This is a genomic window from Leisingera daeponensis (assembly GCF_019801465.1).
Lineage (GTDB): Bacteria > Pseudomonadota > Alphaproteobacteria > Rhodobacterales > Rhodobacteraceae > Leisingera > Leisingera daeponensis_A.
Map to the genome: position 1 here is coordinate 162,829 of NZ_JAHVJA010000005.1, position 25,931 is coordinate 188,759.

22 protein-coding genes are annotated in these 25,931 nt (G+C 63.3%); 10 read left to right on the forward strand and 12 right to left on the reverse strand.

Going from position 1 to position 25,931, the window contains the following annotated elements:
* The first annotated feature begins 4 nt into the window (after positions 1 to 4).
* The 4 genes from icmH to KUV26_RS13365 are packed head-to-tail and all read left to right on the forward strand — an operon-like array spanning position 5 to position 6,403.
* Positions 5 to 1,432 (forward strand): type IVB secretion system protein IcmH/DotU, encoded by a 1,428-nt coding sequence (gene icmH / locus KUV26_RS13350; RefSeq protein ID WP_222508702.1) that lies wholly within the window; start codon positions 5 to 7, stop codon positions 1,430 to 1,432.
* Complete coding sequence (gene tssM / locus KUV26_RS13355) at positions 1,429 to 5,001, forward strand: type VI secretion system membrane subunit TssM (protein WP_222508703.1); 3,573 nt, start codon at positions 1,429 to 1,431, stop codon at positions 4,999 to 5,001. Before icmH ends, tssM begins: the two co-directional genes overlap by 4 nt.
* Positions 5,001 to 5,681, forward strand: coding sequence for a type VI secretion system-associated protein TagF (gene tagF / locus KUV26_RS13360; protein ID WP_222508704.1), 681 nt, complete (start codon positions 5,001 to 5,003; stop codon positions 5,679 to 5,681). Before tssM ends, tagF begins: the two co-directional genes overlap by 1 nt.
* Positions 5,681 to 6,403: a PP2C family protein-serine/threonine phosphatase gene (locus tag KUV26_RS13365; protein WP_222505642.1), complete on the forward strand. Its 723-nt coding sequence runs from the start codon at positions 5,681 to 5,683 to the stop codon at positions 6,401 to 6,403. Before tagF ends, KUV26_RS13365 begins: the two co-directional genes overlap by 1 nt.
* Before the next feature lie 47 nt (positions 6,404 to 6,450).
* Here KUV26_RS13365 and KUV26_RS13370 read toward each other — a convergent pair whose 3' ends face one another.
* Positions 6,451 to 8,607: a serine/threonine protein kinase gene (locus tag KUV26_RS13370; RefSeq protein WP_222508705.1), complete on the reverse strand. Its 2,157-nt coding sequence runs from the start codon at positions 8,605 to 8,607 to the stop codon at positions 6,451 to 6,453.
* Positions 8,608 to 8,651: 44 nt separating this feature from the next.
* Positions 8,652 to 9,227 (reverse strand): OmpA family protein, encoded by a 576-nt coding sequence (locus tag KUV26_RS13375; RefSeq protein ID WP_222508706.1) that lies wholly within the window; start codon positions 9,225 to 9,227, stop codon positions 8,652 to 8,654.
* A 182-nt stretch (positions 9,228 to 9,409) separates the two neighbouring features.
* On the opposite strand from KUV26_RS13375, the gene KUV26_RS13380 reads away from it, so the two are divergent.
* Positions 9,410 to 10,252, forward strand: coding sequence for a M15 family metallopeptidase (locus KUV26_RS13380; RefSeq protein WP_222508707.1), 843 nt, complete (start codon positions 9,410 to 9,412; stop codon positions 10,250 to 10,252).
* Positions 10,253 to 10,271: 19 nt separating this feature from the next.
* Here the strand turns inward: KUV26_RS13380 and KUV26_RS13385 are convergent, their stop codons facing one another.
* From KUV26_RS13385 to KUV26_RS13425, 9 genes are all read right to left on the reverse strand, one after another.
* On the reverse strand, positions 10,272 to 11,327 hold the full coding sequence (locus KUV26_RS13385; protein WP_222508708.1) for a hypothetical protein: 1,056 nt from the start codon (positions 11,325 to 11,327) through the stop codon (positions 10,272 to 10,274).
* An 18-nt stretch (positions 11,328 to 11,345) separates the two neighbouring features.
* A complete protein-coding gene (locus KUV26_RS13390; protein ID WP_222508709.1) occupies positions 11,346 to 12,845 on the reverse strand; it encodes a caspase family protein in 1,500 nt (499 codons plus the stop codon).
* 120 nt (positions 12,846 to 12,965) lie between these two features.
* On the reverse strand, positions 12,966 to 13,292 hold the full coding sequence (locus KUV26_RS13395; protein ID WP_222505636.1) for a hypothetical protein: 327 nt from the start codon (positions 13,290 to 13,292) through the stop codon (positions 12,966 to 12,968).
* A gap of 2 nt (positions 13,293 to 13,294) precedes the next feature.
* Positions 13,295 to 13,681 (reverse strand): response regulator, encoded by a 387-nt coding sequence (locus KUV26_RS13400; RefSeq protein WP_019297434.1) that lies wholly within the window; start codon positions 13,679 to 13,681, stop codon positions 13,295 to 13,297.
* Positions 13,682 to 13,720: 39 nt separating this feature from the next.
* Entirely contained in the window at positions 13,721 to 14,578 is an 858-nt protein-coding gene (locus KUV26_RS13405; protein ID WP_222508710.1) for a CheR family methyltransferase, read from the reverse strand.
* On the reverse strand, positions 14,575 to 15,057 hold the full coding sequence (locus tag KUV26_RS13410) for a chemotaxis protein CheW (RefSeq protein WP_222508711.1): 483 nt from the start codon (positions 15,055 to 15,057) through the stop codon (positions 14,575 to 14,577). The genes KUV26_RS13405 and KUV26_RS13410 overlap by 4 nt, the downstream gene beginning before the upstream one ends.
* The gene (locus tag KUV26_RS13415; RefSeq protein ID WP_222508712.1) at positions 15,047 to 17,227 is read right to left on the reverse strand and encodes a chemotaxis protein CheA; all 2,181 of its coding nucleotides are present in this window, start codon (positions 17,225 to 17,227) and stop codon (positions 15,047 to 15,049) included. Before KUV26_RS13415 ends, KUV26_RS13410 begins: the two co-directional genes overlap by 11 nt.
* Position 17,228: 1 nt before the next feature.
* A complete protein-coding gene (locus KUV26_RS13420) occupies positions 17,229 to 17,603 on the reverse strand; it encodes a response regulator (protein ID WP_222505632.1) in 375 nt (124 codons plus the stop codon).
* Complete coding sequence (locus KUV26_RS13425) at positions 17,600 to 17,887, reverse strand: STAS domain-containing protein (protein WP_222505631.1); 288 nt, start codon at positions 17,885 to 17,887, stop codon at positions 17,600 to 17,602. The genes KUV26_RS13420 and KUV26_RS13425 overlap by 4 nt, the downstream gene beginning before the upstream one ends.
* A 414-nt stretch (positions 17,888 to 18,301) precedes the next feature.
* Between KUV26_RS13425 and KUV26_RS13430 the strand changes: the two genes are divergently transcribed.
* The 4 genes from KUV26_RS13430 to KUV26_RS13445 all read left to right on the forward strand — a co-directional run bounded on the left by KUV26_RS13430 (position 18,302) and on the right by KUV26_RS13445 (position 23,560).
* Positions 18,302 to 20,662 carry a methyl-accepting chemotaxis protein gene (locus KUV26_RS13430; protein WP_222508713.1) on the forward strand — a complete coding sequence of 787 codons (2,361 nt, stop codon included), beginning with the start codon at positions 18,302 to 18,304 and terminating at the stop codon, positions 20,660 to 20,662.
* Positions 20,663 to 21,219: 557 nt separating this feature from the next.
* Positions 21,220 to 21,909: a response regulator gene (locus KUV26_RS13435; protein WP_222508714.1), complete on the forward strand. Its 690-nt coding sequence runs from the start codon at positions 21,220 to 21,222 to the stop codon at positions 21,907 to 21,909.
* A gap of 99 nt (positions 21,910 to 22,008) precedes the next feature.
* Positions 22,009 to 22,497 (forward strand): response regulator, encoded by a 489-nt coding sequence (locus KUV26_RS13440; protein WP_222508715.1) that lies wholly within the window; start codon positions 22,009 to 22,011, stop codon positions 22,495 to 22,497.
* Positions 22,469 to 23,560, forward strand: a complete 1,092-nt coding sequence (locus KUV26_RS13445) for a sensor histidine kinase (protein ID WP_222506201.1) — start codon at positions 22,469 to 22,471, stop codon at positions 23,558 to 23,560. Before KUV26_RS13440 ends, KUV26_RS13445 begins: the two co-directional genes overlap by 29 nt.
* A 193-nt stretch (positions 23,561 to 23,753) precedes the next feature.
* On the opposite strand, the gene KUV26_RS13450 is transcribed toward KUV26_RS13445, so the two are convergent.
* Positions 23,754 to 24,368, reverse strand: a complete 615-nt coding sequence (locus KUV26_RS13450) for a helix-turn-helix domain-containing protein (protein ID WP_222506202.1) — start codon at positions 24,366 to 24,368, stop codon at positions 23,754 to 23,756.
* A gap of 173 nt (positions 24,369 to 24,541) precedes the next feature.
* Between KUV26_RS13450 and lpdA the strand changes: the two genes are divergently transcribed.
* The gene (gene lpdA, locus KUV26_RS13455; protein WP_222508716.1) at positions 24,542 to 25,924 is read left to right on the forward strand and encodes a dihydrolipoyl dehydrogenase; all 1,383 of its coding nucleotides are present in this window, start codon (positions 24,542 to 24,544) and stop codon (positions 25,922 to 25,924) included.
* Positions 25,925 to 25,931: the final 7 nt, after the last annotated feature.

A 25,931-nucleotide genomic window follows, 5' to 3' on the forward strand; every position in this document is an offset into this window, starting at 1 on the left:
TGAAATGGCTGATTATGACGATCCCTTTGCCGAACCGGGGGATACTGACAAGACGGTGATCAAGCCGAACCCGGGCGGGCGGCGCACCGCCACGCCGATGCAGCAGCCGGACGTGCCGCAGCAGACCCAGCCTGTGCCGGAACAGCCGGCGGAGCCTGACCTGGATGCCTATGGCGTGCCGCAGGCGGCAGCGCCGAAGCCGCAGGCCGCGGCGGGCGGCGCCAAGGCGCCGAAGATGGCGCTGACGGGGATGAACCAGCTGACCGCTTGCGCCTCGAACCTGTTTGCGCTCATCTCACGGATCCGCAACCGGGCTCAGCACATGGATCCGGACGGGCTGCGCAAGAACGTGGTGGCCGAGGTGCGCGCGTTTGAAAACCGCGCCCTGCAGGCGGGCATTCCGGCGCAGACTGTGAAAATTGCCCGCTATGCGCTGTGCGCGACGCTGGATGACGTGGTGCTGAACACGCCCTGGGGCGGCCAGTCCGCCTGGGGCTTGCAGTCGATGGTGGCGACCTTCCACCGCGAGGTTGTCGGGGGCGACCGTTTCTATGACTTGCTGGCGCGGCTGGAGAAGGAGCCGGGCAATAACATTGACATGCTCGAGTTCCTCTACATGTGTCTGTCGCTGGGATTCGAGGGCCGCCTGCGGGTGGAGCAGGGCGGTTCCGAGAAGCATTTGCAGATCCGCGGCGCGCTGGCCCGGATCATCCGCAACCAGCGCGGCCCCGTTGAGCGCGATCTGTCGCCGCATTGGGAAGGCATCAATAAACCCTTCAAGGCGCTGTCGGTCTGGCGGCTGGTGTGGATCACCATGGCGGCAACCTGTGCCATCCTGGCGCTGCAGTTCCTGGGCCTCAGCTGGATGCTGTCGAACCAGACCGAAAATGTCGTGGGGCAGCTGACAATTGTGGACTTCGGCCCCAAGGCTGAGCTGGAACGGCGCGCGCCGCCGCCGCCGCCGGCGCCGCTGGCACCGACCACAGAGGAGCAGGTCGCCAAGGTCGCGGGCTTCCTGGAGCCTGAGATCAAGGAAGGCATCGTGCAGGTCTTCCAGAAGGGCAACACGCTGATTATCCGGCTGACCGGCTCGGGCATGTTCGGCTCCGGTTCCGACCAGCTCAGCAGCGCGTTCCGGTCGCCCGTCAACCGGGTGGCGGAGTCGCTGAATGATGAAAAGGGCAGGATCATCGTGGCCGGGCATTCCGACAACGTGCCGATCCGCTCCTCGCGCTTCCCGTCCAACATGGCGCTGTCGCTGGCGCGGGCGAAATCGGTGATGGCAGGCATGGCAAAAGTGATGACCGATCCGGACCGGCTGTCGGCCGAGGGCCGCGCCGACAAGGAACCGATTGCAGACAATAGCACCCGCGCAGGGCGGGCCAAGAACCGCCGGATTGAAATCCTGCTGGTTCAGGAGGTTGAAGGATGATCCGCCGTTATATCTTTCCCTTGTTCCGGTCGATCTACACCATCCTGCTGATCCTGGCAGCGGTGCTGTCGGTCTGCGTGTGGTACTTCGCGCCTTTCATCGGCGGCGCGGAGTGGCGCCCGTTTGACGGGGTGATGTCGCGGCTGATCGCCATCGGGGTGATCTTCCTGCTGTATTTCATCACCATCGGCATCATCTTCTGGCGCCGCCGCCGCAAGGACAAGGAGATGACCGAGGAGATCGCGGAGACCGTCGATACCTCGGAAGACGATGTGCTGTCGGAGGAAATCGGCGAGCTGCGCGGCAAGTTCAAGGATGCGATGAAGGAGCTGCGCAAGTCCAAGGGCGGGCGGCGGCACCTGAATGACCTGCCGTGGTATATCATGATCGGCCCCCCGGGCGCCGGGAAAACCACTGCGATTGTGAATTCCGGCCTCCAGTTTCCGCTGGCGGAGAAACTGGGCAAGGCAGCGATCGGCGGCGTCGGCGGCACCCGCAACTGCGACTGGTGGTTCACCAATGAGGCGGTGCTGATCGACACTGCCGGGCGCTATACCACACAGGAAAGCGATGCCGAGGCCGACAATGCCGCCTGGCTGGGCTTCCTGGGACTCTTGAAGAAGTACCGCAAGCGGCAGCCGATAAACGGCGCGATCATTGCGATTTCGCTGTCTGATCTGTCCTTGCAGGATGAGATCACCCAGAAAAGCCACGCCGCCGCGGTGCGCCGCCGCCTGGCGGAGCTGCGCGAGAAGCTGGGCGTGCGTTTCCCGGTCTATGTGCTGTTTACCAAGGCGGATCTGATTGCCGGTTTCCAGGAGTTCCATGACGCACTGGGCAAGGAGGACCGCGAGCAGGTCTGGGGTTTCACCCTGCCGCTGCCCAAGGGAAAGAAGGAGAAGCCGCCGATTGCCGGTTTCGACGAGGAGTTCGGCCTGCTGCTGGGGCAGCTGAATGCGCAGCTTCTGGAGAAGATGCAGACCGAGACCGATCATCAGCGCCGGGCGCTGATCGCCGGTTTTCCGGCGCAGGTTGCCTCGATGCGCGGGGTGGCGCGTGAGTTCCTGATGGAAGTGTTCCAGGACAACCGCTATGAGCAGCGCCAGATGCTGCGCGGGGTTTATTTCACCTCCGGCACCCAGGAAGGCACGCCGATCGACCGGCTGATGCTGGGCATGGCGCAGACCTTTGGCATCGGCCGGCAGGCGATCGGTTCAGGGCGGGGCACCGGGCGCAGCTTCTTCCTGACGCGTCTGTTCGAAAGCGTGATGTTCCCCGAGGCGGGGCTGGTCTCGGCCGATGACAAAGTCGAGCGCCGCTACCGCTGGACGCGGCGGATTGCGATTGCCGCGACGGTGCTGGTGGCCATTGCGATGGGTGCGCTCTGGGTGCGCTCCTACCTCAAGAACACCGACCTGATCGCCCAGGCAGAGGGGCAGGTGGCAGCCTATCAGGCAGCGGCGGCACAGCTGCCGCCCAGCCCGGTGGGCGACACCGATCTGGTGCCGGTGGCCGCGGCGCTGAACAACCTGCGTGACATGCCGGGCAATCCGGTGCTGTCCGATCCGGAGCCTGAAGGCGCCATGACATACGGTCTCTATCAGGGCGAGGTGATCGGCACCCAGGCGGCGCAGACCTACCGCGGGGCGCTGAACCGGCGGCTGCTGCCGCGGCTGCTGGTGCGGCTGGAGCAGCAGATCGAGGGGAACATGAACAACCCCGACACGCTGTATGAGGCGCTGAAGATTTACCTGATGCTGGGATTGCAGGGGCCGATGAACCCGGATCTGGTCAAGGAATGGATGCGGCTGGACTGGGAAAACATTGCCTATCCCGGCATCGCCCGCAACCAGCTGCGCGGGGACCTGATGGACCACCTCACCGCGCTGCTGTCGCAGCCGATGGAGGAGATCGCTCTCAACGGGCCGCTGATCGAGCAGGCACAGAGAATCCTGTCCGAGATGCCGCTGGCGCAGCGGGTCTATAACGGCATCCTGAATTCGCAGCAGGCAACAGCGCTGCCGAAATGGCGGATCACCGATGTCGGCGGGCCTTCGGTCAAGCGGGTGCTGGTGCGCAGTTCGGGCAAGCCGCTGAACGACGGGATCGAGGGCATTTTCACCTATGACGGCTTTCACAACGTGTTCCTGCCGGAAGCGGTCAGCGTTGCCGAGCGGGTCCACCGCGAGGCCTGGGTGCTGGGTAAGAATAACGAAGCCGCGCAGAGTGAGGCCGTGCTTCTGAAGCTCAGCCGTGACGTGCTGGACCTCTATTACAACGACTATATCAGCCGCTATGACCAGATCCTTGGGGACATCGACATCATCCCGCTGGAATCGCTGTCCCATGCGGTGGAAGTCACCAACGTGCTGTCGGGGCCGACATCGCCGATCGTCAACATCCTGACGGACGTCAGCAACGAAACCCGGCTGAATGAGGACAAATCGCTTCTGGATGCGGGCACGCTTGCCGCGGGCGCCCAGAACGTGGCCGCGATTGAGGCGCGCTCCAACCTGTCGATCCAGGGGCAGATCCTGCTGGAGGCGCTGGTCGGCTCTGCCGAAAACGCGCCCGGCCAAGCGGCCAAGCCGCCGGGGGCCTATGTGCAGGAGCGGTTTCAGTGGCTGTACGATCTGGTCAACCGGCCCGAAGGACAGCCCTCGCAGCTGGATGATCTGATGGGGCAGCTCCAGCTGGTCTATCAGGAGCTGAACAAGATGTCCTTCTCGGGCGTCGCTACCGGCGGCCAAAGCGGCCAGGCGCTGCTGCAGTTCCAGCAGAGCGCCAGCCGAATGGGCGGGCCTCTGCCGCGTTGGGCAACCCAGATATCGGCGGGGTCTTCGGGGATCACCTCCGAGGGAACCCGGGCCTCGATCAACGCGCGCTGGCAATCTGCAGTGCTGCCCTTCTGCGAGAAGGCGCTGGCGAACCGCTACCCGTTCAACAGATCGGCGCGCGCCGATGTGGCGATGGCGGATTTTGCCAAGTTGTTCGCCCCGGACGGGCTGATCGATGGCTTCTTCAATGAGCACTTGCTGAAGTATGTCGACACCCGAAGCCGCCCCTGGACCTGGAAGCGGGTCAATGACGTGGATCTGGGCATCAGCCCTGCTGTGCTGCAGCAGATGCAATATGCGGCGGAAATCAAGGAGGCGTTCTTTGCGGGCGGGCCGCAGCCTGCGGTGCAGTTCCAGATCACCGTCAACGCGCTGGACCCGAAGGCCAAGGAAGTGCTGCTGGAGATCGACGGAACGAAGGTGGCCTATAACCACCGGTCCGGAGCGCCGACGCCGGTTGCGGTGACCTGGCCGGGCTCGGTCGGGCTGGCGCGGCTGACCCTGCTGCCGCAAAAGCGTGACAGCGAGAACGTGCTGTCGCGGGACGGGCCCTGGGCCTGGTTCCGGCTGCTGGATGCGGCAGAGGTGCGGCGCACCAATGTTTCCGACCGGCGGCGGGTGAATTTCCGCGTTGGCGGCCGGCTGGCGCTGTTCGAGCTGCAGTCCGGGTCGGTCATCAACCCCTTCGCCCTGCCGGCCATGGCGAAGTTCAGCTGCCCGAAGTCGATGTGATGGCGGGGTTCGGCGCCTTTGGAAAGATGCCGTCAGCCGGGGATTTTTTCCGGCTGAACACCCCGGGCGGGTTCGTGCGGGTCTGGGATGCCTGGCTTCAGCAGGTTATGCTGGACGGCAAGGCGGCTTATGGCTCCGGATTTGACGGGCATTACATGACGGCGCCGATCTGGCGGTTCACCTTGCCTGCCGGTCTGGCCGGCAAGGCGGCGGTCTGGGGCGTGATGATGCCGTCGGTCGACCGGGTCGGGCGCCGGTTTCCGCTGACGCTGATGGCTTCGCTGCCCGGAGCCGGTCCCGGGGGGCTGGGCCATCTGGGGGCATCGGCGCTGTTCGGGCAGCTGGAGGAGCTGGCACTGGATGCATTGGAGGACACGATGACCAAGGACAGCCTTGTTGAGCGGCTTGCAGCCTTGCCGCTGCCCGGCAATCTTCAGGCAGAGGCTTCCGATGCCGACGGTCTGAACGTGGTTGTGACTGGGCAGCAAGGCCTGCAGCGGCTGTCTGTGAACGGTTCCGATGGAAGGCTGAATCCGCAGCTCTCCGGCTGCAGCCTGTGGACGGCGGTCTTGGAGGAGGGGGCGCGGACGCTGGCCTGCCCGGGGCTGCCGGCGGGCACCGCCGCATTCGGGCTGTTCGATCTGGGCGCGCCGGTCTGGGCCGGGGTTGAGGCCGCATAATGAACCAGCTGCGCCAATACCGCTATACCGCGCAAACCCATGTGGGGCTGAAGCGCAAGGTCAATGAGGACTCCGTGCTGGCCTTGCCGGAGCATGACATCTGGCTGGTTGCCGATGGCATGGGCGGCCATGATGCAGGTGATTTCGCCAGCAGGCTTATAGCCGATGCGGTCGCGATGATCCCGCTGGGCCTGGACCCGGCGGCGCGAATGCATGCGCTGCGCGACGCGATCCAGAACGCGCATAAGGCGATCCGGGCCGAAGCGGAGGCCCGCGGCGGCGGCACCATCGGCTCGACCGTTGCAGCGCTGATCATGGCGAACCAGCATTTCGTCGGCCTGTGGGCCGGGGACAGCCGGATCTACCGGCTGCGCGACGGTCACATCGAGATGCTGACAGAGGACCATTCCGCGGTGGCGGAATATGTTCTGGCCGGCAAGATGACCTGGGACGAGGCAGAGCAGCACCCGCATTCCAATGCCATCACCCGTGCGGTAGGGGTCGGGGAAAAACTGGAGATCGATAAGATCCGCGGTGACACCGAACCCGGCGACCGCTTCCTGATCTGCTCCGACGGGCTGACCAAATACGCCACATTCCAGATCCTGGAGGATTTGCTGGGAAACACACCTCTGGAAACCGTCGGTGATCAGCTGATCCAGACCGCGCTGACGGGCGGCGGCGCCGATAATATCACTGCGATCGTTATCGACGTTCTGTAAGCCAGCCTTTCCGCAGACCCAAGTTGCTTCAGGATTTCTGTGCGCCGTCAGGGTTTGGCGGTGACCAGGATGCGGCTGTCCAGCGAGCGGATGCGGCTGGAGTCCGCCTCATAGCTCGCCTTCAGCGCCTCGGCAAAACCCACGGCGCTTTCCGATGTCGGCCGCATGCCGTCGAACAGGGGTTCGGCGGAATGCAGCACTAGCACTTTGCTTTTGCCCAATGTGCTGTCATCGACCTTGAAAGCGATGCCGCCGTTCTCCGCCGATTCCTCCAGGCTGTAGGCGACCCGCACCGGAACCTCGCCGGGGGCACCGCCCCGCAGGCTGGACACGGCGTTGTCCTCGCGCGAGATATTGGGCAGCAGGTGGAACACATTGCCCGATACGTCCAGGATCGAGACGGTCAAGTATCCATCGGTCAGATGATTGGGCAGCACGACGTCGATCACCGGGTTTTCGCCGACGAAGAATCGGCCTGACGGGTTCGGCTCAACCGTGGTTCCACCCACTGCGAATTCCACCTCGGTGCCGCCCGGGGGGGCCTTGGGCAGATGCTGCTCGACCACGCAGAGCGAGTCATTCAGCACCTCGACATCCAGTACAACCTGCCGTTCGTGGGCCAATGCGCGCAGGGCGTCGAACAGCTCCAGCCGGGTGGCGGTGCTGGCGACGCGGCCGCTGATCAGGATCGGGTCGGTGGGGCCATAGCCTTCGAGATGGCCATTGCCGTCGCGGACCAGCGGGCCGCAGTCGGCAAAGGTGTCCATGATTGATTTGACCTCGGCCACCGGCAGAACTGGAAGCTCGAACCGGATTTCCGCCTTGCCCTCCAGCGCGCCGGGGAGGCCGTTGCGGAACATCTCGTTCAGCATTTCCGCGACATTGGGATCGTCTGTTGTGCCGCTGAGCCGGGCCTTGTTGTTGCTGATGACCAGACGCCATTCGCGCAAGCCGTCGAGCGGCTTCACCGTGTCCAGCACATCCGTGCCCCAGGTCTCTGCAATGGCGCCGGAAGCCAGGGTGAGGTCGGCGTCCTGCGACAGCGCCATCAGCCCGTCCCGCACCGTCTCGGAAGGCACATTGCCGACGATCTGAACCGGACCACCGGGCTGTTTTTCCGCAATCAGCGAATAGGGTCGGGCTTCCGGGTAGCTGGGGCCGAGAACTCCGTCGAGGAAACCGCCGAAGTAGGCGCCGGCCCCGCCGCCGCCAAGCAGCAGCAGCACCGCCAGGGCCGCCCAGAGCCCGCCGCCGCTTTTCTTCGGCTTTGCCGGCGCCGCCTTGGAAGCCGGCGGAGACGGCGGCGGCTGGCTGGACTGCGGCACGATGATGGTGGCGTCCTCATTCGGGGCGTCCAGAACATCCCCCAGGCTGCCGCCATCGGGATTGTCCAGGAATTCCAGCACCTCGCCTGCGCTCTGGAAGCGGTCATCCGGGTCGGGGGCGCACATCCGGTCAATCAGGGATTTCAGCGGCTCGGGCAGACCGTCGGTGTCCAGTGGCTTCTGCTTGTTTTCAACCACTTCCATGGGGTTGGCGCCGAGCTTGGGCGCGGCACCGCGGAAGTTGGCCAGAAGAAGAGCCCCTAGCGAATAAATGTCCGATCTGGCATCGGTATTTCCGCTCATCTGTTCCGGAGCGGCATAGGAATACTTGCCGGCGAATTCATTGCCGACGATGGTCTGGGCGCCGGGGTTGGTGTCCTTGGCGATTCCGAAGTCTATGATCACCGCCTCGGCCGGGTCGCCGCCGCGCAGGATGATGTTGTCGGGGCTGAGATCGCGGTGGACGATATTGCGCGCATGCGCCGCCTGCAGGCCCTGGGCGACCCGGCGGCAGATCACCAGCAGGTCCTCGGCCGGCATCGGGCCCTGTTTCAGACGCTTGTCAAGGCCGGGGCCGTCGACATAATCCATCAGCAGATAGATATGGCCGTCCGGCGTGCGGTGGTTCTCCGAATACCGCACGACGGCGGCGTGGCGGATTTCGCGGATGTTTTCTTCGCGCGCCATCAGGACGGTAAAGTCCTCATTGGCAGCGAGTTCCTGTTTCAGCACCTTCAGGGCGACCAGGTTGCCGGAGATCTCCGACCGGGCCTTGTATACGTCAGACGTGCCGCCGCGCCCCAGCAGGCATTCGATCCTGTAGGTATTGTTGAGCAGATCACCCGGCTGGAACAGGTCGCCAGGGCGCGATTCAAGCATGGAAGTCTCCCTGGCCTTTTGTCCGGCGCGGGTCCGGGCTGTTCTCAGCCCAGAGCCTGGAATTCGACGCGGCGGTTTTCATCGGCGCGCGTGTTTTCCTGATTGAAGGGCGCGGTTTCACCCATCCCGATCGCCTTCAGCATGTCTTCCGGCACGCCGCAGGAACTGATCAGGTGGCGGCGCACTTCCTGTGCCCGCAGCAGCGACAGCCGTTCGTTGTAAGCAGCCGAACCGGAGCTGTCTGTATGGCCGATGATCTGGAACACGGTGCCGTCCAGCGCTTTCATCGAAGCGCACATATTGGCCAGCTTCGGCTCCTGATCCGGGCGCAGGGCTGCGCTGTCGAAATCGAAGGTGATCTGGACGTTGATCTGGGTCTGGCGGTCTACGGGATTGTATTCCTCCGCCGCCGCGGCGACGGTTGTGGCCTCTTCGGAGGCAGCCTGGCCTGCATCCGCACTGCTTGGCACGATTACCAGACCGCGGGTTTTCTGTTTCTTGAAGGCTTCGGTGATTTCCTCCACCGACAGTCCGCTGTCATTTGATTGTGCCTGCGCCATTGGCGCGAAAATCAGGCCGGCCCCCAGAACACTTGTAAAAATACCTTTCAGGCGGATCATGCTCTGCGCCCTCCCCTACCGTTTCAACATTGCTGGCAGTCTATACCAGCGCTATCAGCCTGCCAATGCCGGGCAGCGGGGAGCGCGGGAAAAAAGCGCGGTGTTTCCGGCAAGTTGTAAACAGGGGGTTTACTGCCGCGCGGCTAAAGATTGAAATGGGTGAAACCGGACCGGGAGGGGAAATGCGGGTACTGCCAGCTGTGATTATCGCCATTGGCCTTGTGCTGGCTCCGGCTGTCTGGTTCGGGCTCAGCTGGCTGCTGAGCGAAGAGGACTATCAGGGCTCCGGCGGGGTGGATTCCACAGCACGGATCGAGATCGAGATGCTGCGCCAGCAGGTCGAAGATCTGCAGGCCCGGATGACGGACCTGCAGAATGAAGTAGCCAGCCTGCCCGCCGGAGGGGCAGGCGCCGCAAGCCCTTTCACTGATGATGCGGCCGGAGAGGCCGCGATCTGGAACCAGACCGGCGGCGCGGATCTGGACTACGCCCAGGTTGTGCTGATCGCCGACCGTTTGAACGTGAACCGCGGGCTGCGGGTCACAGGCGGAAGGTATCTGACCGAGAAGCTGGGCCGCCCGCGGGAAGACCTGAATGACACCTGTCAGCCAATGACCAATCCGGACCTGAAGGAAAAGCTGGTCACCGAACAGGTCGGGCCGATCCGGGTCAGCATGCTGCGCCCGGCGATCGAGAGCCTGAAGGTGGTGTTCGAGAATATCCGCCAGGCCGACCCGGACCTTTATGCCCGTATCAATACCGCCGGCGCGCTGTGCGTGCGGCGGATCCGCGGCACCACCAATTCGCTGTCCACCCATAGCTACGGGCTAGCGGTCGACCTGAACATCGATGGAAAGCTGGACAATTTCACCGATGGCAAGACCCAACTGGGCCTCACCATCATGGCGGACTTCTTTTACGATCAGGGCTGGGTCTGGGGCGCCGGGTTCCGGCGCGAGGACAGCATGCATTTTGAAATCAGCCGCCGCCAGCTGGATGAATGGATTGCCAACGGTCTTCTGTGATCCCCTTTCCTGCTGCCGGTCAGGCCGACCGGAGCAGCACTTTGCTGGAATCGATTGCCGCGGCGATCCGCTGGTAGCGCACCACGGATCGTGTGGGAGAGCTTTCGGCTGAGCGCAGCAGTTTGGTCTGGGTTTCCTCCAGCACCGCCAGGGCCTGGGCAACCGCGGTTGCCTGCCGCTCCGGTGCGACTGCCACAATCGGGCGGTGCGACCGCTCCGTGCTGTTGATGGAGCGGGCCTTGCCCCTTGGTTTGGATGGGTCGCGGTTTTCGCGCGCAATCTGGCGCAGATCCTGGGCTGTTTCCTTGAGAATTGCCCGCAGGGGATCATGCCCGGGCAAACCTGCCAGATCCTTCTCCAGAGCTTCGAAACGCTCGGCCAGGCAATCGATCAGATAAGGGCCGACAATGCCGCACAGATCCTGGAAGCCGGCAACACGGTCCACAACCTGATCTGCGGACCGGATGCGGTTGCCAAAGAAGCGGCCGCTCCCCGAGGAGCCTCCGAAGGTGCTGCCATCCCCTTCGCCGCCGTCGCCGCTGCCACCGCGCGCGCCGACACCGCCGCCATCACCGCCGCCATCACCGCCGCCATCACCGCCGCCATCACCGCCGTCGCCGCCGCCGTCACCGCCGTCGCCGCCGCCGTCACCGCCGCCGTCACCGCCGCCATCACCGCCATCACCGCCGCCATCACCGCCGTCGCCGCCGCCATCACCGCCGCCGCCATCACCGCCGCCGCCGTCGCCGCCGTCGCCGCCATCACCGCCGTCGCCGCCGCCATCACCGCCGCCGCCGTCGCCGCCGCCATCACCGCCGCCGCCGTCGCCGCCGTCGCCGCCGCCATCACCGCCGTCGCCGCCGCCGTCACCGCCGCCGCCATTACCGCCGTCGCCGCCGCCATCACCGCCGTCGCCGCCGCCATCACCGCCGCCGCCGCCATCACCGCCGTCGCCGCCGCCATCACCGCCGTCGCCGCCGCCATAGCCGCCGCCATAACTGCCGCCGGCCTGGCCATCCGAGGGGGTGTTCAGGAAGAAAGTGAGGAGAACGAGGAACAAAGCACGATGTAACATCGGCTTGAATTAGGGCGGTTAACCTTCCAGTCCATAGGCCTGACGGATTCCGCGTTGTGTGCCCGGCCCGAAGTCGCCGTCAATCGCGCCGGCATAGAAGTTGTTTTCCTTCAGCTTCTGCTGCAGGGCGCGCCGGGTTTCGGACGTGAACATATTGGGGCGTTCGCTCAGCAGGTTCAGAACATCGGAGCTGCCGCTGCGCAGGGCAGCATAGAGGTAATGTGCTGAATCGTCGGGGCCCTTGGAAGGGATCAGCCCGTCATCTATCAGCGCTGCGAAGTTGAACTGAGCCTGCGGGTGGCGCAAGTCGGCAGCGCGCTCGAAGAAGGTCAGCGCCTTTTGCGGGTTGGAGGGCAGGCCCAGCCCGCCCTGATAGTGCAGGAAGCCGAGATCATTGATCGCATCGGCAAAATCCTGCGCCGCAGCGGCCTGATACAGCTCCAGCGCCTTGGCCTGATCCACGTCCACGCCCGTGCCGCGCTCGTAGAGCTTGGCAAGCTCGAACTGCGCCTCGGGAGAGCCGGCATCCGCGGCGCGCTGCAGGAAGTCCACGGCCGCTTTGGGGTCGAAACGCCCTTCATTCGGGTTCAGCCGGATATAGGCCAGACCCAGCATCGACCGGGTATCACCCAGTTCGGCCAGCGCCAGCAGCTGCTCCTCCTGGTCGGGTTTCAGCGCCGCCCACGCGGCAGAGGCATCCGCGACGGACACCGGAGCGTCATTTTCCCCGGGCCCGGCCAGGTAAAACGGCACGCCGGTCAGAGAGCCGTATGTGTGCGGTTCCTGCAGGTTTGCGGTGCTTTGCAGCACCTGGTCGCGGACCTGGCGGAACATCAGGCTGATCTCCAGCCCGGGCTGCACCATTTTTTCCATCAGCGCGGTGGCATAGGGCGAATTGCTGCCGCTGCCGTCTAGCGCCACCTGGCCGTCCTTGGCAGCAAAGGCAACAAGGGTGCCGCGGTCCGGATCGGCCGGCGCCATGCCGCCGCCGCCGCGGGTTGCCGCGGTGGTTTCAGCGGTTTGCCCGCTGCCTTGCTCCAGGGCAATGGAGTCGCCCAGGGGGTTGTCGCGGCAGCTGTCCAGGATCACGATCCGCATCTTGCGGGCCCGGTCGACCGCATTCAGCAGCTGTTTCAGGGACAGCGACTGGCGCTGCACATCGCGGTTGCTGGCCACCTTGGCATCCGCGGGGATCAGGAAGTTTTCGCCCTGCACCTCGATCCCGTGGCCGGCAAAATAGACCAGAGCCAGATCGGCAACTTCGGAGCGGAAGGCGAAGTCGTCCAGCAGCTGCTCCATTTCGGAGGTGCCCGGGTCGAGCGCAAGGCTGACATCAAATCCGATGCCCTCCAGCGTGTCCGCCATCGCCACAGCATCGTGGCGGGTGTTCTCCAGAGGCGGCAGGTACTGGTAGTCCGCGACGCCGATAACCAGGGCAATGCGGTCTGTCGCAGCCTGCGCGCCGGCGGCAAGCAGCAGGCCAAGGGCGAAAATCAAGGGTTTCAGAAAAAAAGACATGCGGACCCCCGGAATAGCGACTTCTGCTTTGTCCCAATGTAGTCCTTAGCAGCAGCAAAGAAAAAGAAAATTCGCCGCAAGCAGTGGCCCCCGCCCGGTCCGGGGCGGGGGCGGAAGGCTTCAGGTGCTTGCCATGCTGCTGGCCGAACGCAGGCGGTCGCGCAGCTTTTCCAGTGTCACCCCCGCCGCTGCGGCCGGCAGGTCCGCCGGGCCCGCCTCGTCGACTTGGGCCTGCACGCGCCGGTAAAATCCGGAGAGGCCCGACAGAGTCTGGATCACCAGATCAAAGTCCTGCAGGGAGCGCAGTTCCTGGCTGGTCGGGGCGGTGCCCCGTTCCAGCACATCGAGAACAACGTCCTCCAGCGCTTGCATCTGGCCGCGCAGCTGCTCCATTTCCCACGCCGACGCGGCGCACAGTTCACCCAGGGCTTTGTCGGGACGCTCCATGATCAGAGACGCCCGACGACCTGTTCGATGGCCTGCTTCATGGTTGCCACCGTGAAGGGCTTGCGGATGATGTTGTTCAGGCCGATCTGCTTGCCGACCTGGATGATTTCCGGTGTCGGTTTGCCGGTCACGAGGATGAAGCCGACCCGCTGGGTTACCTGGTGGCTGCGCAGCGCCTTCAAGAGGCCCAGACCGTCCATGCCCGGCATGTTGTAGTCCGACAGCACCAGATGAACCGGCGTCTGGGTCAGCTTCTGGTACGCGCCCTGGCCGGAGTTTTCGACCATGTAGTTCTTGATGCCGATCTCATCCAGGCTTTGTGTGATGATCCCCCGGCTTGTCGACATATCATCGACAACCATGACGCGGAGAGAGTCTTTCAAGCTCATTTTTGTTTCCTTCTGCTCTGCTTGCAGCCGCGGCCGGGGTTACCTGCCGGCGGGTGAGTTGACATAGGTGGTGATCCCGGCCGTCTTCATGTGCTGCGCAGCCGGGCCTGACATGCGCTCGGAGTGACCGATGAAGAGGGTGCCGCCCGGGTTCAGGGCATTCTGGAAGGCGCTCCACACCTTCTGCTGAGTCGGATTGTCGAAATAGATTGCGACGTTCCGGCAAAAAATCGCATCGAACTTGCCCTTGAAGGGGAAGGGTTCGATCAGGTTCAGCACACCAAAGGTGATCAGCTTGCGCAGGCTTTCCGGCAGCCGCCCGTCGGGGTCGCGCTTGGGCACCAGCTTGCTGTATTTTGCATCGATCTGCGCCAGTTCGTCTTCCGGGTACCTGCCCGCCTGGGCATGGCGCACAACAACCGGGTCGATATCCGTGCCGAGGATCTTGATGTCCAGCTTGGCGGCTTCCGGGCATACATCCAGCAGCGTCATCGCAATCGAGTAGGGTTCCTGCCCGTTGGAGCAGCCCGCCGACCACAGCCGCACCCGGCCGCCGCGCCGCGCCTGTTCCACCAGCGGCGGCAGCACGTCATTGCGCAGGGTTTCGAAGTGGTGCGGCTCCCGGAAGAAATGGGTCACATTTGTGGTCAGCAGCGACAGCAGCCCGCTTCGCTCCTCGTCGGAATTGGGGCCGTCCAGGCTGGCAAGGTAGTCCTTGAAATTGGTGATGTTGCGCTGGCGCAGCTTGCGGGCCAGGCGCGACGACACCAGAGGCTTCTTGCTTTTCGCCATCGCCAGGCCGAAGTTCTTATGCGCGAATTGCGCAATGGCTTCGAATTCCTGGTCCGACAGCGAAAAGTTTTCAGCCGGGGGAGTGATGGTCGTTTCTGCGCTCACGGCATCACCTGCTCCGGGGCCGAGATCACCGCATCCAGATTGATGATGCGCACCATGGTATCATCATGCGAGATGATGCCCTGGATGTACTCCATCGTGTTGCGGCTATCCACCGGCGGGGTGTCCTGGATGTCGTCCGGGTTGATCGAGATGATCTCCGAAACCGACTCGGCCAGCAATCCGACCGGCTTGCCGTGCACGGAGACGACGATGACCACATTGCGCTCGCTGGCTTCGGTCTGCTGCAGGCCGAAGCGGGCGGACAGGTCATAGATCGGGATCACCGCGCCGCGCAGGTTCATAACCCCCAGCACATCCGCCGGCGCATGCGGCAGGATGGTCACCGGCGACCAGCGCCGGATCTCCCGGATCTGGGTGATCTTCAGGCAGAACGCCTGCGTGGCCACGGTGAAGCTGACAAACTCGCTGTGTTCAGCGTGTTTCACTTCCTGATCGGTTTGCTTCACTTCAGCTTGCATTGCTCATTCTCCGCTCGGTGTCAAAGGCGGCTGCCGTCGGCGAGGCCGCAATGATGCTTTCAGGGTCCAGGATCATGGCGATTTTGCCGTCGCCCAGGATGGTTGCCGCGGCGACGCCGGGGATCTCTCCGCAGACGCCGTCGAGGCTCTTGATCACCACCTGGCGCTGATCGTGGATGTCATCCACTGCCAGGGCGCAGCGCTGACCGGTTTCGGTTTCCACCAGCAGGTAGACGCCGGCCTGCTGATCGCTTCCGCGGTAGAGGCCCAGTGCGCCGGCGACATCGCAGATCGGCACGAAGTTGCCGCGGATCGACAGCAGGGTGCCGTCAGCCCCCAGGCTGTTGATCATGTCGTCGCTGCCGCGCATGGTTTCGACGATCGAAGTGATCGGCACCACCATGGTCTGATCGGCCACCGACACCACCATGCCGTCCATCACCGCCAGTGTCAGCGGCAGGATGATGGTGAAGGTGGAGCCCTTGCCCGGGGCGGAAGAGATGTTGATGCGCCCGCCGAGGCCGGTCACCGCATTCTTCACCACATCCATGCCGACGCCGCGGCCTGAGAGATTTGAGATCTCCTTGGCCGTCGAGAAACCGGGGGCGAACAGCAGGTTGTCGATCTCGCCATCGGTCAGCTCGGCGTTTTCCGGGATCAGACCCTTTTCGATCGCGATCTGCTTGACCCGCGGGCGGTTCACGCCCGCGCCATCGTCCCTGATCTCGATGCAGACGCTGCCGGAGCGGTGTGAGGCCGACAGCCGGATTTCCCCGGTCCTGACCTTGCCCGCGCTTTCGCGGTCCTCGGGCTTTTCGATGCCGTGATCGACCGCGTTGCGCAGGATATGCGTCAGCGGGTCGGACAGCCGTTCGATGACCGTCTTGTCGACCTCGGTGTTTTCGCCTTCGGTGACCAGTTTGCAGGTCTTGCCGGTGGCAGCCGAGGCTTCGCGCACGATCCGGGCCATGCGCTGGAACAGCGGCTTCACCGGCTGCGCGCGGATGGCCATGACGCCTTCCTGAATGTCGCGCGCCAGATTCTTGAAGCCTTCCAGCTCGGTCTCGACATCCCGGGTATCCGAGACATTGAGGTTGGCGATCTGCTGGGCCAGCATCGAATGGTTGATGATGAGCTCCCCGACAGCGTTGATCAGCCGGTCCACCCGCTCGAGCTCGACACGGAGCGTCGGCTTGGGACCGCCGCGCTGCTCCTGCTTGCCGCTCTCGGCTTTCGGGGCCGAGGCCTTTTCTTCGGCGGCTGCCGGCTTGGCTTCGGGTACAGGTGCGGGGACCGGTGCTTCAAAAGGGGCTGCGGGCGCCTCCCCCTCAGCGGCGGCTGCGGCTTCCAGAGAGGCTTCCGGAAGGGGCGGCGCGCTGAACATCGCGTCAAGGGCCGCAAGCGCATTGGCTTCCGCCTCCGCGTCGCCATCGCCTGCAATCGACAATTCGCACAATCCTTCGACAAATTCGAACACCGCTTCCACCACAGAGCGCGGCTCCTTGGTGATCAGGACCAGATCCCAGGCCAGATAGGCCTCGTCCATATCCATCGCGTCAAAGCCGGGCAGCTCGTTCTCATCCAGTTTGACGGTCAGGTCGCCCAGATCCTTGAGGGCCTGGAACAGGAAGAACGGTTCGTTGCCGGTGCCGTACATTTCCTTCAACGGCTGGAAGCGGATCCGGTAGGTCTCCTCCTGCGGCTTCGCCGGAACGCCGCCGAGACCGCCGAGGTCCATCATCGGCGCGGGGCCGCCAAGCCCCATGGGCTCGAAGGTGAGGTCTTCCTCTTCCTCGGGGATGTATTCGTCCAGCGCGGCAAGAAGGGTATCGTGGTGCGGCTCGTCGATCTGGCCGCCGTCGCGGGCAACTTCGACCAGCGCCGACAGATGATCGCTGGAACGCAGCAGCAGCTGAATAAGCTTCTCGTCCAGATCCAGCCGGTTGGAGCGCACTTCGTCAAACACGGTCTCGAAGCGGTGTGCAAAGGCCACCAGATCGTCCAGGCCAAAGGCCCCGGCGCCGCCCTTGATCGAGTGCACTGCGCGGAAAATCGCATTGACAACCTCAGGGTTGTGATCGCCTCCTTCGATGGCGGTCAAACCCTCGTCCGTTGCTTCAAGGAGTTCTTCGCACTCCTCAAAGAAGGTATCCTGAATAGACCCCGACATCTCAGGCCGCAGCTCCGGTCACGCGCTTGAGTGCAAAGATCAGCGAGGCATCGTCGAACGGCTTGGTGATCCAGCCGGTGGCGCCGGCGCCGCGGGCGCGGGCCTTCAGTTCCGGCGCGCTTTCGGTGGTCAGCACCAGGATCGGCACCTTGGAATTGATGCCGTGGCCGCGCAGTTCTTCAATGACGCCAAAGCCGTCGAGGTTGGGCATGTTGATGTCGGTGATCACCACATCCGGGTCCACGTCGGGGTACATGTCGACACCCTCGCGGCCGTCCACGGCGCAGTGGTATTCGAAGCCGGCCTCTTCCAGGGTTGCGGCCAGAAGATTCCGGATGGTGCGGGAATCGTCGATTGCCAGAACTTTGGTTTTCATGCTGTTTCCTCGTCTTCAAAACGGTTGGGCTCCAGCCCCAGAAGCGTCAGGGACTTGCGGCAGGATTCGGTGATGTTGGTGACTGCGAACCCCACCCCTTCGGACCGCCATTGCTGTTCTGCGCCAAGCAGAAGCTGCAGGCAGCGCGACGGCATCAGGGCTACGCCGCTGCAGTCGATTTCGACCGCCTTGGCGCGCGCGCTTTGCAGGAAGGCGATCAGCGGATCCAGCTCCGCGAAGGCGTTCGGCAGGTCCAGAATATGCTTTTGCGTTTCCGTGGTCATTTTCGGCGATTCGCACCCCCGTTGTCGGCGATCAGTTCGATTTCGATGAGGCAATTCTTAGGCGGCGGGCCTTAACATTTGATTGCTGCCGCACCTGCGCAGAGGGGGATTTATAAGGAGACCGGAAGCATTTCCGGACCAGAATCCCGATCAATTTTTATCTGTGTTCTGACGGTCCGGAGAATCACCTGAGGGCGCCCGTCCAGGCGTGTTTCCGGCATCCTGCACAGCCTGCGGATGCATCTTTACCGGGTCTTCAGAAAGTGACGCCGGAGCGCGGCAGAATTCGGCATGTTTCCCCATTGAAATGCGGCAAGCGCCCTGCGCCGTAAGCGGCAAATTAACATCTGAGACGCATTCTGGCTGGCATCACTATTGCGGTGGCCTAGACCGCATTGCTCGTAGGAGGACGGAATGAAAGCGTTCAAATCGCTCAAGCTGGCACATAAGTTGCCGCTGTTTGTTGTTGGGTTCGGTGTGCTTGTGACGGCGATTCTCGTCACCATCAGCACGATCAGCTTCCAGCGCAGCGCCGAAAAAAATGCCGAGGACCAGTTCCGGTCCATGGTGGCGGACCGGAAGTTTTCGGTGCAGACGCTGCTGGACGGAATTTATGCGGATGTGCAAACCTTGGCGGCGGTGCCGTCGACGGCCACCGCCATTGAATGGCTGACCATGACCTGGAACGATCTGGACGGCAATCCGGGCCAGATTCTGCGCCAGGCCTATATCGACGAAAACCCGAACCCGATCGGTCAGAAGCATCTGCTGGTGCGAGGCAAGGGGGAGTCGCCCTACCACATGCATCACGAAACCTTCCACCCGGCCTACAAGACCCTGATCGAAAGCAAGGGCTACTATGATGCCTTCCTGATCAATCTGGCCGGCGACATTGTCTATTCGGTGTTCAAGGAAAACGATTACGGCACCAACATGATGTCCGGCCCGTTCAAGGACTCCGGCCTGGCCGACGTGTACCGCTCAGCTCTGGAAGGCAGCCGCGGCGAGGTGTTCTTTGCCGATATGCAGCCCTACGCACCCTCCGGCGGCGCCGCCGCAGCCTTTGCCGCAGCTCCGGTTGTGAATGATGCCAACCTGACTGTCGGCGTGCTGGCGGTGCAGATTCCGGTGGAACTGCTGGGAGCCATTGTCAACAATGACCAGGGCATGGGGCAAACCACCCAGATCTATATTGCCGGCGCCGACATGAAGGCCCGGACAACGTCCCGTTTCGACGACGGCTACCAAGTGCTTTCGCAGCTGCCTTCGACCCCGCAGGTTGCGGCGGCTTTTGATGGCAAGTCGCATGTCCAGAAAGGTGTCCCCGGGCTGAACGGCCATGCCGTGCTTGCCTACTCCGAGCCGCTGCAGCTGGAATTTGCAAACTGGGCGATCATTGCCGAACAGGACTGGTCCGAGCTGATGGCTCCGGCAGTTCAGAAGCGGAACATGCTTCTGCTGGCCTCGCTGATCTGCGCGGGTGGGATGTCTTTTTTCGGCTGGCTTTTTGCGCGGTCGATCACCCGGCCGATCGACCGGATCTGCGCCGACATGGAAGCGGTGTCCTCCGGCGACCTGGAGACCGAGGTGTCGGCAGCCAGCCGCACCGACGAGATCGGCAAGATCGGCAAGACGCTGGTCTCCATGCAGGACGACCTGAAGCTGGCCCGCGCCGCCGAGGAGGAGCGCGCCGAGATGCAGCGCCAGCAGCAGCAGGTGGTCGAAAGCCTCAGCGCCGGGCTGGTGCAGCTCGCCGGCGGCGATTTCTCGCAGCCGATCACCGGCGCCTTCCCGGAGGAATACGAGCAGCTGCGGCAGAACTTCAACAGCACGGTCGGCAACCTCAGCGCCACCGTGCAGCAGGTGATCGAAGCCTCCGGCAGCATCCGCAACGGCGCCGCCGAGATCAGCCAGGCCTCCGACGACCTGTCGCACCGCACCGAAAGCCAGGCCGCGACGCTGGAAGAGACCGCCGCCGCGCTGGATGAGCTGACGGCAAGCGTCAAATCCGCCGCCGAGGGCGCCCGCAGCGTCGAGGCGACCATGGCCGAGGCCCGGACGCAGGCGGAAAACAACCGCGAGGTGGTGCAGAGCGCGGTTTCGGCGATGACCGAGATCGAGCAGAGCTCGAACCACATCAGCCAGATCATCTCGGTGATCGACGACATCGCCTTCCAGACCAACCTGCTGGCGCTCAATGCGGGCGTCGAGGCGGCGCGGGCGGGCGAGGCCGGCAAGGGCTTTGCTGTGGTCGCCAGCGAGGTGCGCGCCCTGGCGCAGCGCTCCTCGGACGCGGCGATGGAGATCAAGACGCTGATCTCCGACAGCTCCAAACAGGTGGAGCGCGGCGTCGACCTGGTCGGCAAGGCGGGCGAGGCGCTGCAGAGCATCGTCGAGCAGGTGACGCATATCTCGCAGCTGGTCTCCGGCATTGCCGAGGGCGCCGCGGAGCAGTCCACCGGCCTCAATGAGATCAACACCGGCGTCACCCAGCTGGATCAGGTGACCCAGCAGAACGCGGCGATGGTGGAGGAAGCCACCGCCGCCGGCCACATGCTGAACACCGACGCGGGCAAGCTGGCCGAGCTGGTGGCGCATTTCCGGGTGTCCGGCGGCACGGTTTCCGCCCGCCCGGCCGCAGCTGCCGCGCCTGCCGCGGCGGTCCGGCCTGCGCCCTCGGCCCATGGCGAGGCGGACTGGCAGGTGGAGGCCAGCCCGGCTCCGGCCGCGGCCGCCAGCGGCAATGCCGCCCGCGATCTCTGGCAGGATTTCTGACCATCCAACGGAGGCGCCGCGGAAATTCCCGCGGCGCCTTTGCCTTCAGGGGCCCACTGGCCGGCTGCCGGCCGTTGGTCCGGCCGGCCGCAGACAGGCCCTCCGCCTGCAAGCTTTGCTGCAGGCGCTGATCCGCGTTCCGCCTGCCGGCAAACGGGCTGGTTGCCCTTTACCCAGCCTCAGCATCAAACAGACCGGCCGGCCGCTCCGCGTCTTCGGAGGCACCGCCGGGGCCGGCCAACGCGCTCAGCCCCCCGTCTTGCACACTTGTGACGCCAGCGGAACGGCGGCCAAATAGCACCCGCCCCAACGCGTGAAATTTCCGAAAAATGGCAGGATCCTGCGTTCATGCATCGCAAAATCCGGCAATGGACTGGAACGGCTCAGTTTTCTTTAATTAAATCTCCGCAGATAATAAACCCAAGCGCGATAAAATTCACTGTAAGATACTTATGCGTGTGATGGGCCGGGCGCGTTCAAGCCCGGGTGCCGTGCCAGTTCAAAGGGGTAAAAGGATGAGTAACGACCACTTGCCAGAGATGAAAGCGCCGCCATTTATGCAGCCTGTGATCCTCAACATTCTTTCGGTTGACGATGATGAAATTGACAGGCTGCGTCTGAGAAAGCTGTGCCGCAAGGCCGGCATGGAGGCCGAGTTCTTTGAGGCCGCCAACCTGGATGAGATGCGCCAGCAACTGGACAAGGAACAGTATGACCTGGTGTTTCTGGACCACAACCTTGGCATGGACACAGGCTTGGATGCGCTGAAACTGCTGCTGACCCATGAGGAGCAGGTCCAGGCCGTGCCGATAATGCTGACAAGTGTCACCAGCTATCAGACCGCCGTGAAGGCGATGCGCCGGGGCTGTGCCGATTACATCGTCAAGGAAGAACTATCGGTGGACGCTTTGATCAAATCCATTGCCTCCGCCATCGAACGGCGGGCGCTGTATGGCCAACTGTCCAGTGCCCGGGCGTCGGAAAAGGAGCTGAAGCGGATATTCCAGCGGTTCATCGTCGGCTGCGGACCGGACCTGCGGCTGCTGCTGAGCCGGACACTTGCCGGTGTGCGGGTGGTGAAATCGCAGACACGCCAGGATGACGTCGTGCCGCCTTCGGTCCTGGCGGATGTCTCAATGCTGGAACGCAGCTGCAGAGACCTGGTGGCCTTCATGGACGATCTGGACAGCGTCATTGAGGACACTCGCGCGGTGACCGCCCGAGCGACCCCGAACCTGCTTCAGTAACGGGCCTCGCCATTGGCCGGACTTTAAACGCAAGAACCGCAATCCCTGTCACTGAGTCACGCGGCAACGGCAGATGCGGCAGAAAGGAGCGACAGACAGATGAGCAGTTCCCGCCCTCCCCGCCCGGCATTGAACATCATCCTGGTCGAAGACGATGACGGCGATGCAAAGGCCCTGCGCCGGGCCTTTGAACGGGCCCGTATGGCGAATCCGGTCACCCGGTTTGCTGATGGTGTCGACGCTCTGGCCTACCTGCGCGGCGAGATGAATCACGTCCCTCCGCCCCATTTCGTGGTGCTGAGCGATATCAACATGCCGCGCAAGAACGGGATTGAGCTGCTGAGGGAAATCCGCGCCGATCCAGTGCTGCATGACATCCTGTTCATCGTGCTGACGACCTCGGACGACGAGCGGGACATCTCCGAAGCTTATGCCAACAACGTCGCCGGCTACATTCTCAAGTCCAAGGCAGGCGGCATGTTTGCCAACCTTATGGCAACGCTCGACAATTACTGGCGAATTGTCGAACTGCCCGAAATACACATCAAAAAGGTGACCGATGGCAGCTCTCAACATCCTGCTCATTGACGATGACGCCGGCGACCGGAAGCTGTTGCGCCGGCTGCTGAAGAAGCACCATCCGGACGCCAGGATAAATGAGGCCGACAGCGGCGAAGGTGCCTTGGGGCACGCCGGGCAGCCGGCAGACGTGATTTTTCTGGACTACCTGCTGCCGGACGGCACCGGACTCGACCTGATCGCCCGGCTGAACGAGGCCTGGCCGCGGGCCGTTCTGTTCATGACCACCGGCCATGGAGACGAGGAAATCGCCAAAAGCGTCATCCTGGCCGGAGCCAGCGATTACATCCCCAAATCGGCGCTCAGCGCGGAAGCGCTGAAGCGGATGATTGCCAACGGGCTGAAGGTCGCTGACATGCGCTGGCGGATCCAGGAGCAGCAGAACGAGCTGCGCCTGTTCTCGGATGTTCTGATCCACGACATGCGGGCACCGCTGCGGGCTATTAAGTTCCTCAGTGATCAAATACAGGAGGAATATGCCGAAGGTGACCTGGAGGAAGTGTCCCGGCAATTCGAGCTGATGAAGAAATCAGTGAACAAGACCTCCGAACTGATCGAGCGGCTGGCAAGCCATATCAACCCGCATAGTGACGGCCGGGCGGAGCGGGTGACGGTCGAAAGCCTGTTTGACAGTTTGCGCACAGTCCTGGCGCAGGACCTGGCGGAGTCCGGCGCCAGAATCGACTGGCAGTCCAATGGTCTGAACGTGGTGTGTTTTCCGCCGGATATCGTGCAGCTTCTGCAGAACCTGATCGGAAACGCGATCAAGTACAGCGGCGGCAAGACCCCGGAAATCACAGTGACTGCGGAACCTGCGCACCCAGGGCTGATGATCTCCGTCTCCGATAACGGCATTGGCGTGCCGCCGGAATACCGGGAAAAGATCTTTGAGCCTTTCAAGCGGCTGCAGCGCGGCAGCGAGCAGCCCGGCACCGGGCTGGGCCTTGCCACCTGTGCCAAGATCGCAAAGCGCCACGAGGGTGTGATCTGGTGCGACCCGCAAACGGAAACTGGCACCACAATCCGGTTCACGATCGGACTTGTCGCGCAGCTCGCCCGAGAAACGGCCTGAAGGCGCTTGTTCCCAAGGCGGAATGCATACTTCTTCCCAGCCCATCGGATCATCCTGGGGCCAACCACTCCGCCAACCGCGTTCCCCTGGGCCGGAATTTGTTAGGCTAGCCGGGTGCAACCGGCTCTTGGGAGGGGCGCACCGCTGCCCGGACCGCGCCGCCAGCTCCGTCCAGAACCGCCTTCTGCAGATGCTACCCTTCCAATGAGACCCAAAGCACCTTGGCGTCTTCCTTGCTGACCGAAACACAGCCATGGCCCATACCGCTATCGTAATAAACGGAATCACCCGCACCCATGCGAAGGGGCCGGTAGTGTTCCGTGTAGAGAATGAGCTCGCCGCTGAGCACAAACATGAATTCTTCGCCTTGGTGCCGCACCCAATTGTCGAACTCTGTGACGTCCCGCGCCTTGATGGTGCTGATATAAGGCACCATGCGCTTGCTGGTCAGCTCGCTGCACAAAAGCTCGTGATCGTAGGTCGAGGTTTCCTTGTGCTCGCCTTCCCCCGTGCGGGTGAAGTCCCGGCGCCCGGTTACACCACTTTGGCTGGATTGCACAAACAGCTGCGGCGTTTCCAGCTCCAGCGTCTGCATCAGGCGCCGGATAATCTCAAAACTGGGGCGGGTCTGGTTGTTCTCGATCTTGGACAAGGTGGACCTTCCGATGGCAGCAGCCCTGGCGGCTTCCTCGAGCGTCAGACCCTTTTCCTTGCGCGCTTCACGAATCATTTTACCCAGAATTTCGCCATCCGGAGCCTCCACTGCTTCGGGGCCCAGTCCTGTTTCTTCTGAGGGAATTGGTTCCATTTCTGCGATTTCTCCTGATCCGAAAACACCTTAGCTTTGATGTATCTGTCGGTCAAAATTTCCGTGATCGCACTTTCTGTTTGCAATAGGGAAAAAGTTTCCTATAGGAGACGCAGCGTCGTATACGACTGAATACCTGCCGGTCCTGAACCGCTTTTCGGAGGAGACACCACATGAGCGCATATGATCTGATCGTGATCGGGGCCGGTCCGGGCGGTTATGTCGCAGCAATCCGCGCGGCGCAGCTGGGCCTGAATGTCGCTTGCGTCGAAGGCCGCGGATCGCTGGGCGGCACTTGCCTCAACGTCGGCTGCATCCCCTCCAAAGCGCTGCTGACCTCCTCCGGCAAATATGCGGAACTGTCCCATTTGGCCGCGCATGGAATTGCCGTCGAAGGGGCCACTCTGGACCTGGGCGCGCTGATGGCACGCAAGGACAAGATTGTCGGCGACCTGACCAAGGGCATCGCCTTCCTGTTCAAGAAGAACGGCGTCGACCACATCGAAGGCTGGGCCAGCATTCCAGCGCCCGGCCAAGTGCAGGTTGGTGAGGACATCCACACTGCCAAGAGCATTCTGATTGCCACCGGTTCGGAGCCCGCCGCCCTCCCTGGCGTGGAGATCGACGAGGTTGACGTGCTGAGCAGCACCGGTGCGTTGGCGCTGGACGCTGCCCCGGAGCATCTGGTGGTGATCGGCGCCGGCGTGATCGGGCTTGAACTCGGTCAGGTCTGGTCACGCCTCGGATCCAAAGTGACGGTGGTGGAATACCTCGACCGCATCCTGCCCGGCATCGACGGCGAGATCGCCAAGCTGTCCCAGCGGGCGCTGAGCAAGCGCGGGCTGAAGTTCCAGCTGGGCCGCGCACTGAAGACCATCGAAAAGCGCGGAAACACCTTGAGCCTGACGCTGGACCGCGTCGGCAAGGACAAAGAAGAGCAGATCGAAGCGGACAAGGTGCTGGTCGCCATCGGCCGCCGTCCGGTGACCCGCGGCCTGGGCCTGGAAAAGCTGGGCGTTTCCATCAGCGCGCGGGGCTTCATTGAGGTGGACGAGCGTTTTTCCACCTCCGTTCCGGGCATTTTTGCCATCGGCGACTGCGTGCCCGGCCCGATGCTGGCGCATAAGGCCGAGGAAGACGGTGTCGCCTGTGTTGAGATGCTGGCTGGCGAGCTCGGCCATGTGGATTACAACACTGTGCCCGGCGTTGTTTATACCGACCCGGAGGTGGCCTCTGTCGGCCAGACCGAGGAAGCGCTGAAGGAGGCCGGCACTGATTACATTACCGGCAAGTTCGCTTTCATGGCCAATTCCCGCGCCCGTTCCACTGGCGAAACCGACGGTGCGGTAAAGGTGCTGGCATCACCCGAGGGCAAGATCCTCGGCGCCCACATCTGCGGCGCGCATGGCGGCGATCTGATCGCCGAACTGGTGCTGGCGATGACCAAGGGAGCCACGGTCGAGGACGTTGCGCGCACCTGCCACGCGCACCCTGCACTGGGTGAAGCAATCAAAGAAGCCTGCCTCGACGCGCTCAGCCGCGCCATCCACGCCTGATCCGGAG

Coding starts and splice junctions, on each gene's coding strand:
- tssM (WP_222508703.1), top strand. CDS start 1,429: ATGATCCGCCGTTATATCTTTCCCTTGTTCCGGTCGATCTACACCATC.
- KUV26_RS13410 (WP_222508711.1), bottom strand. CDS start 15,057: ATGCAAGCTGAAGTGAAGCAAACCGATCAGGAAGTGAAACACGCTGAA.
- KUV26_RS13385 (WP_222508708.1), bottom strand. CDS start 11,327: ATGTTACATCGTGCTTTGTTCCTCGTTCTCCTCACTTTCTTCCTGAAC.
- KUV26_RS13445 (WP_222506201.1), top strand. CDS start 22,469: ATGGCAGCTCTCAACATCCTGCTCATTGACGATGACGCCGGCGACCGG.
- KUV26_RS13415 (WP_222508712.1), bottom strand. CDS start 17,227: ATGTCGGGGTCTATTCAGGATACCTTCTTTGAGGAGTGCGAAGAACTC.
- tagF (WP_222508704.1), top strand. CDS start 5,001: ATGGCGGGGTTCGGCGCCTTTGGAAAGATGCCGTCAGCCGGGGATTTT.
- KUV26_RS13430 (WP_222508713.1), top strand. CDS start 18,302: ATGAAAGCGTTCAAATCGCTCAAGCTGGCACATAAGTTGCCGCTGTTT.
- KUV26_RS13450 (WP_222506202.1), bottom strand. CDS start 24,368: ATGGAACCAATTCCCTCAGAAGAAACAGGACTGGGCCCCGAAGCAGTG.
- KUV26_RS13425 (WP_222505631.1), bottom strand. CDS start 17,887: ATGACCACGGAAACGCAAAAGCATATTCTGGACCTGCCGAACGCCTTC.
- KUV26_RS13365 (WP_222505642.1), top strand. CDS start 5,681: ATGAACCAGCTGCGCCAATACCGCTATACCGCGCAAACCCATGTGGGG.
- KUV26_RS13375 (WP_222508706.1), bottom strand. CDS start 9,227: ATGATCCGCCTGAAAGGTATTTTTACAAGTGTTCTGGGGGCCGGCCTG.
- KUV26_RS13380 (WP_222508707.1), top strand. CDS start 9,410: ATGCGGGTACTGCCAGCTGTGATTATCGCCATTGGCCTTGTGCTGGCT.
- icmH (WP_222508702.1), top strand. CDS start 5: ATGGCTGATTATGACGATCCCTTTGCCGAACCGGGGGATACTGACAAG.
- KUV26_RS13395 (WP_222505636.1), bottom strand. CDS start 13,292: ATGGAGCGTCCCGACAAAGCCCTGGGTGAACTGTGCGCCGCGTCGGCG.
- KUV26_RS13440 (WP_222508715.1), top strand. CDS start 22,009: ATGAGCAGTTCCCGCCCTCCCCGCCCGGCATTGAACATCATCCTGGTC.
- lpdA (WP_222508716.1), top strand. CDS start 24,542: ATGAGCGCATATGATCTGATCGTGATCGGGGCCGGTCCGGGCGGTTAT.
- KUV26_RS13435 (WP_222508714.1), top strand. CDS start 21,220: ATGCAGCCTGTGATCCTCAACATTCTTTCGGTTGACGATGATGAAATT.
- KUV26_RS13420 (WP_222505632.1), bottom strand. CDS start 17,603: ATGAAAACCAAAGTTCTGGCAATCGACGATTCCCGCACCATCCGGAAT.
- KUV26_RS13390 (WP_222508709.1), bottom strand. CDS start 12,845: ATGTCTTTTTTTCTGAAACCCTTGATTTTCGCCCTTGGCCTGCTGCTT.
- KUV26_RS13370 (WP_222508705.1), bottom strand. CDS start 8,607: ATGCTTGAATCGCGCCCTGGCGACCTGTTCCAGCCGGGTGATCTGCTC.
- KUV26_RS13400 (WP_019297434.1), bottom strand. CDS start 13,681: ATGAGCTTGAAAGACTCTCTCCGCGTCATGGTTGTCGATGATATGTCG.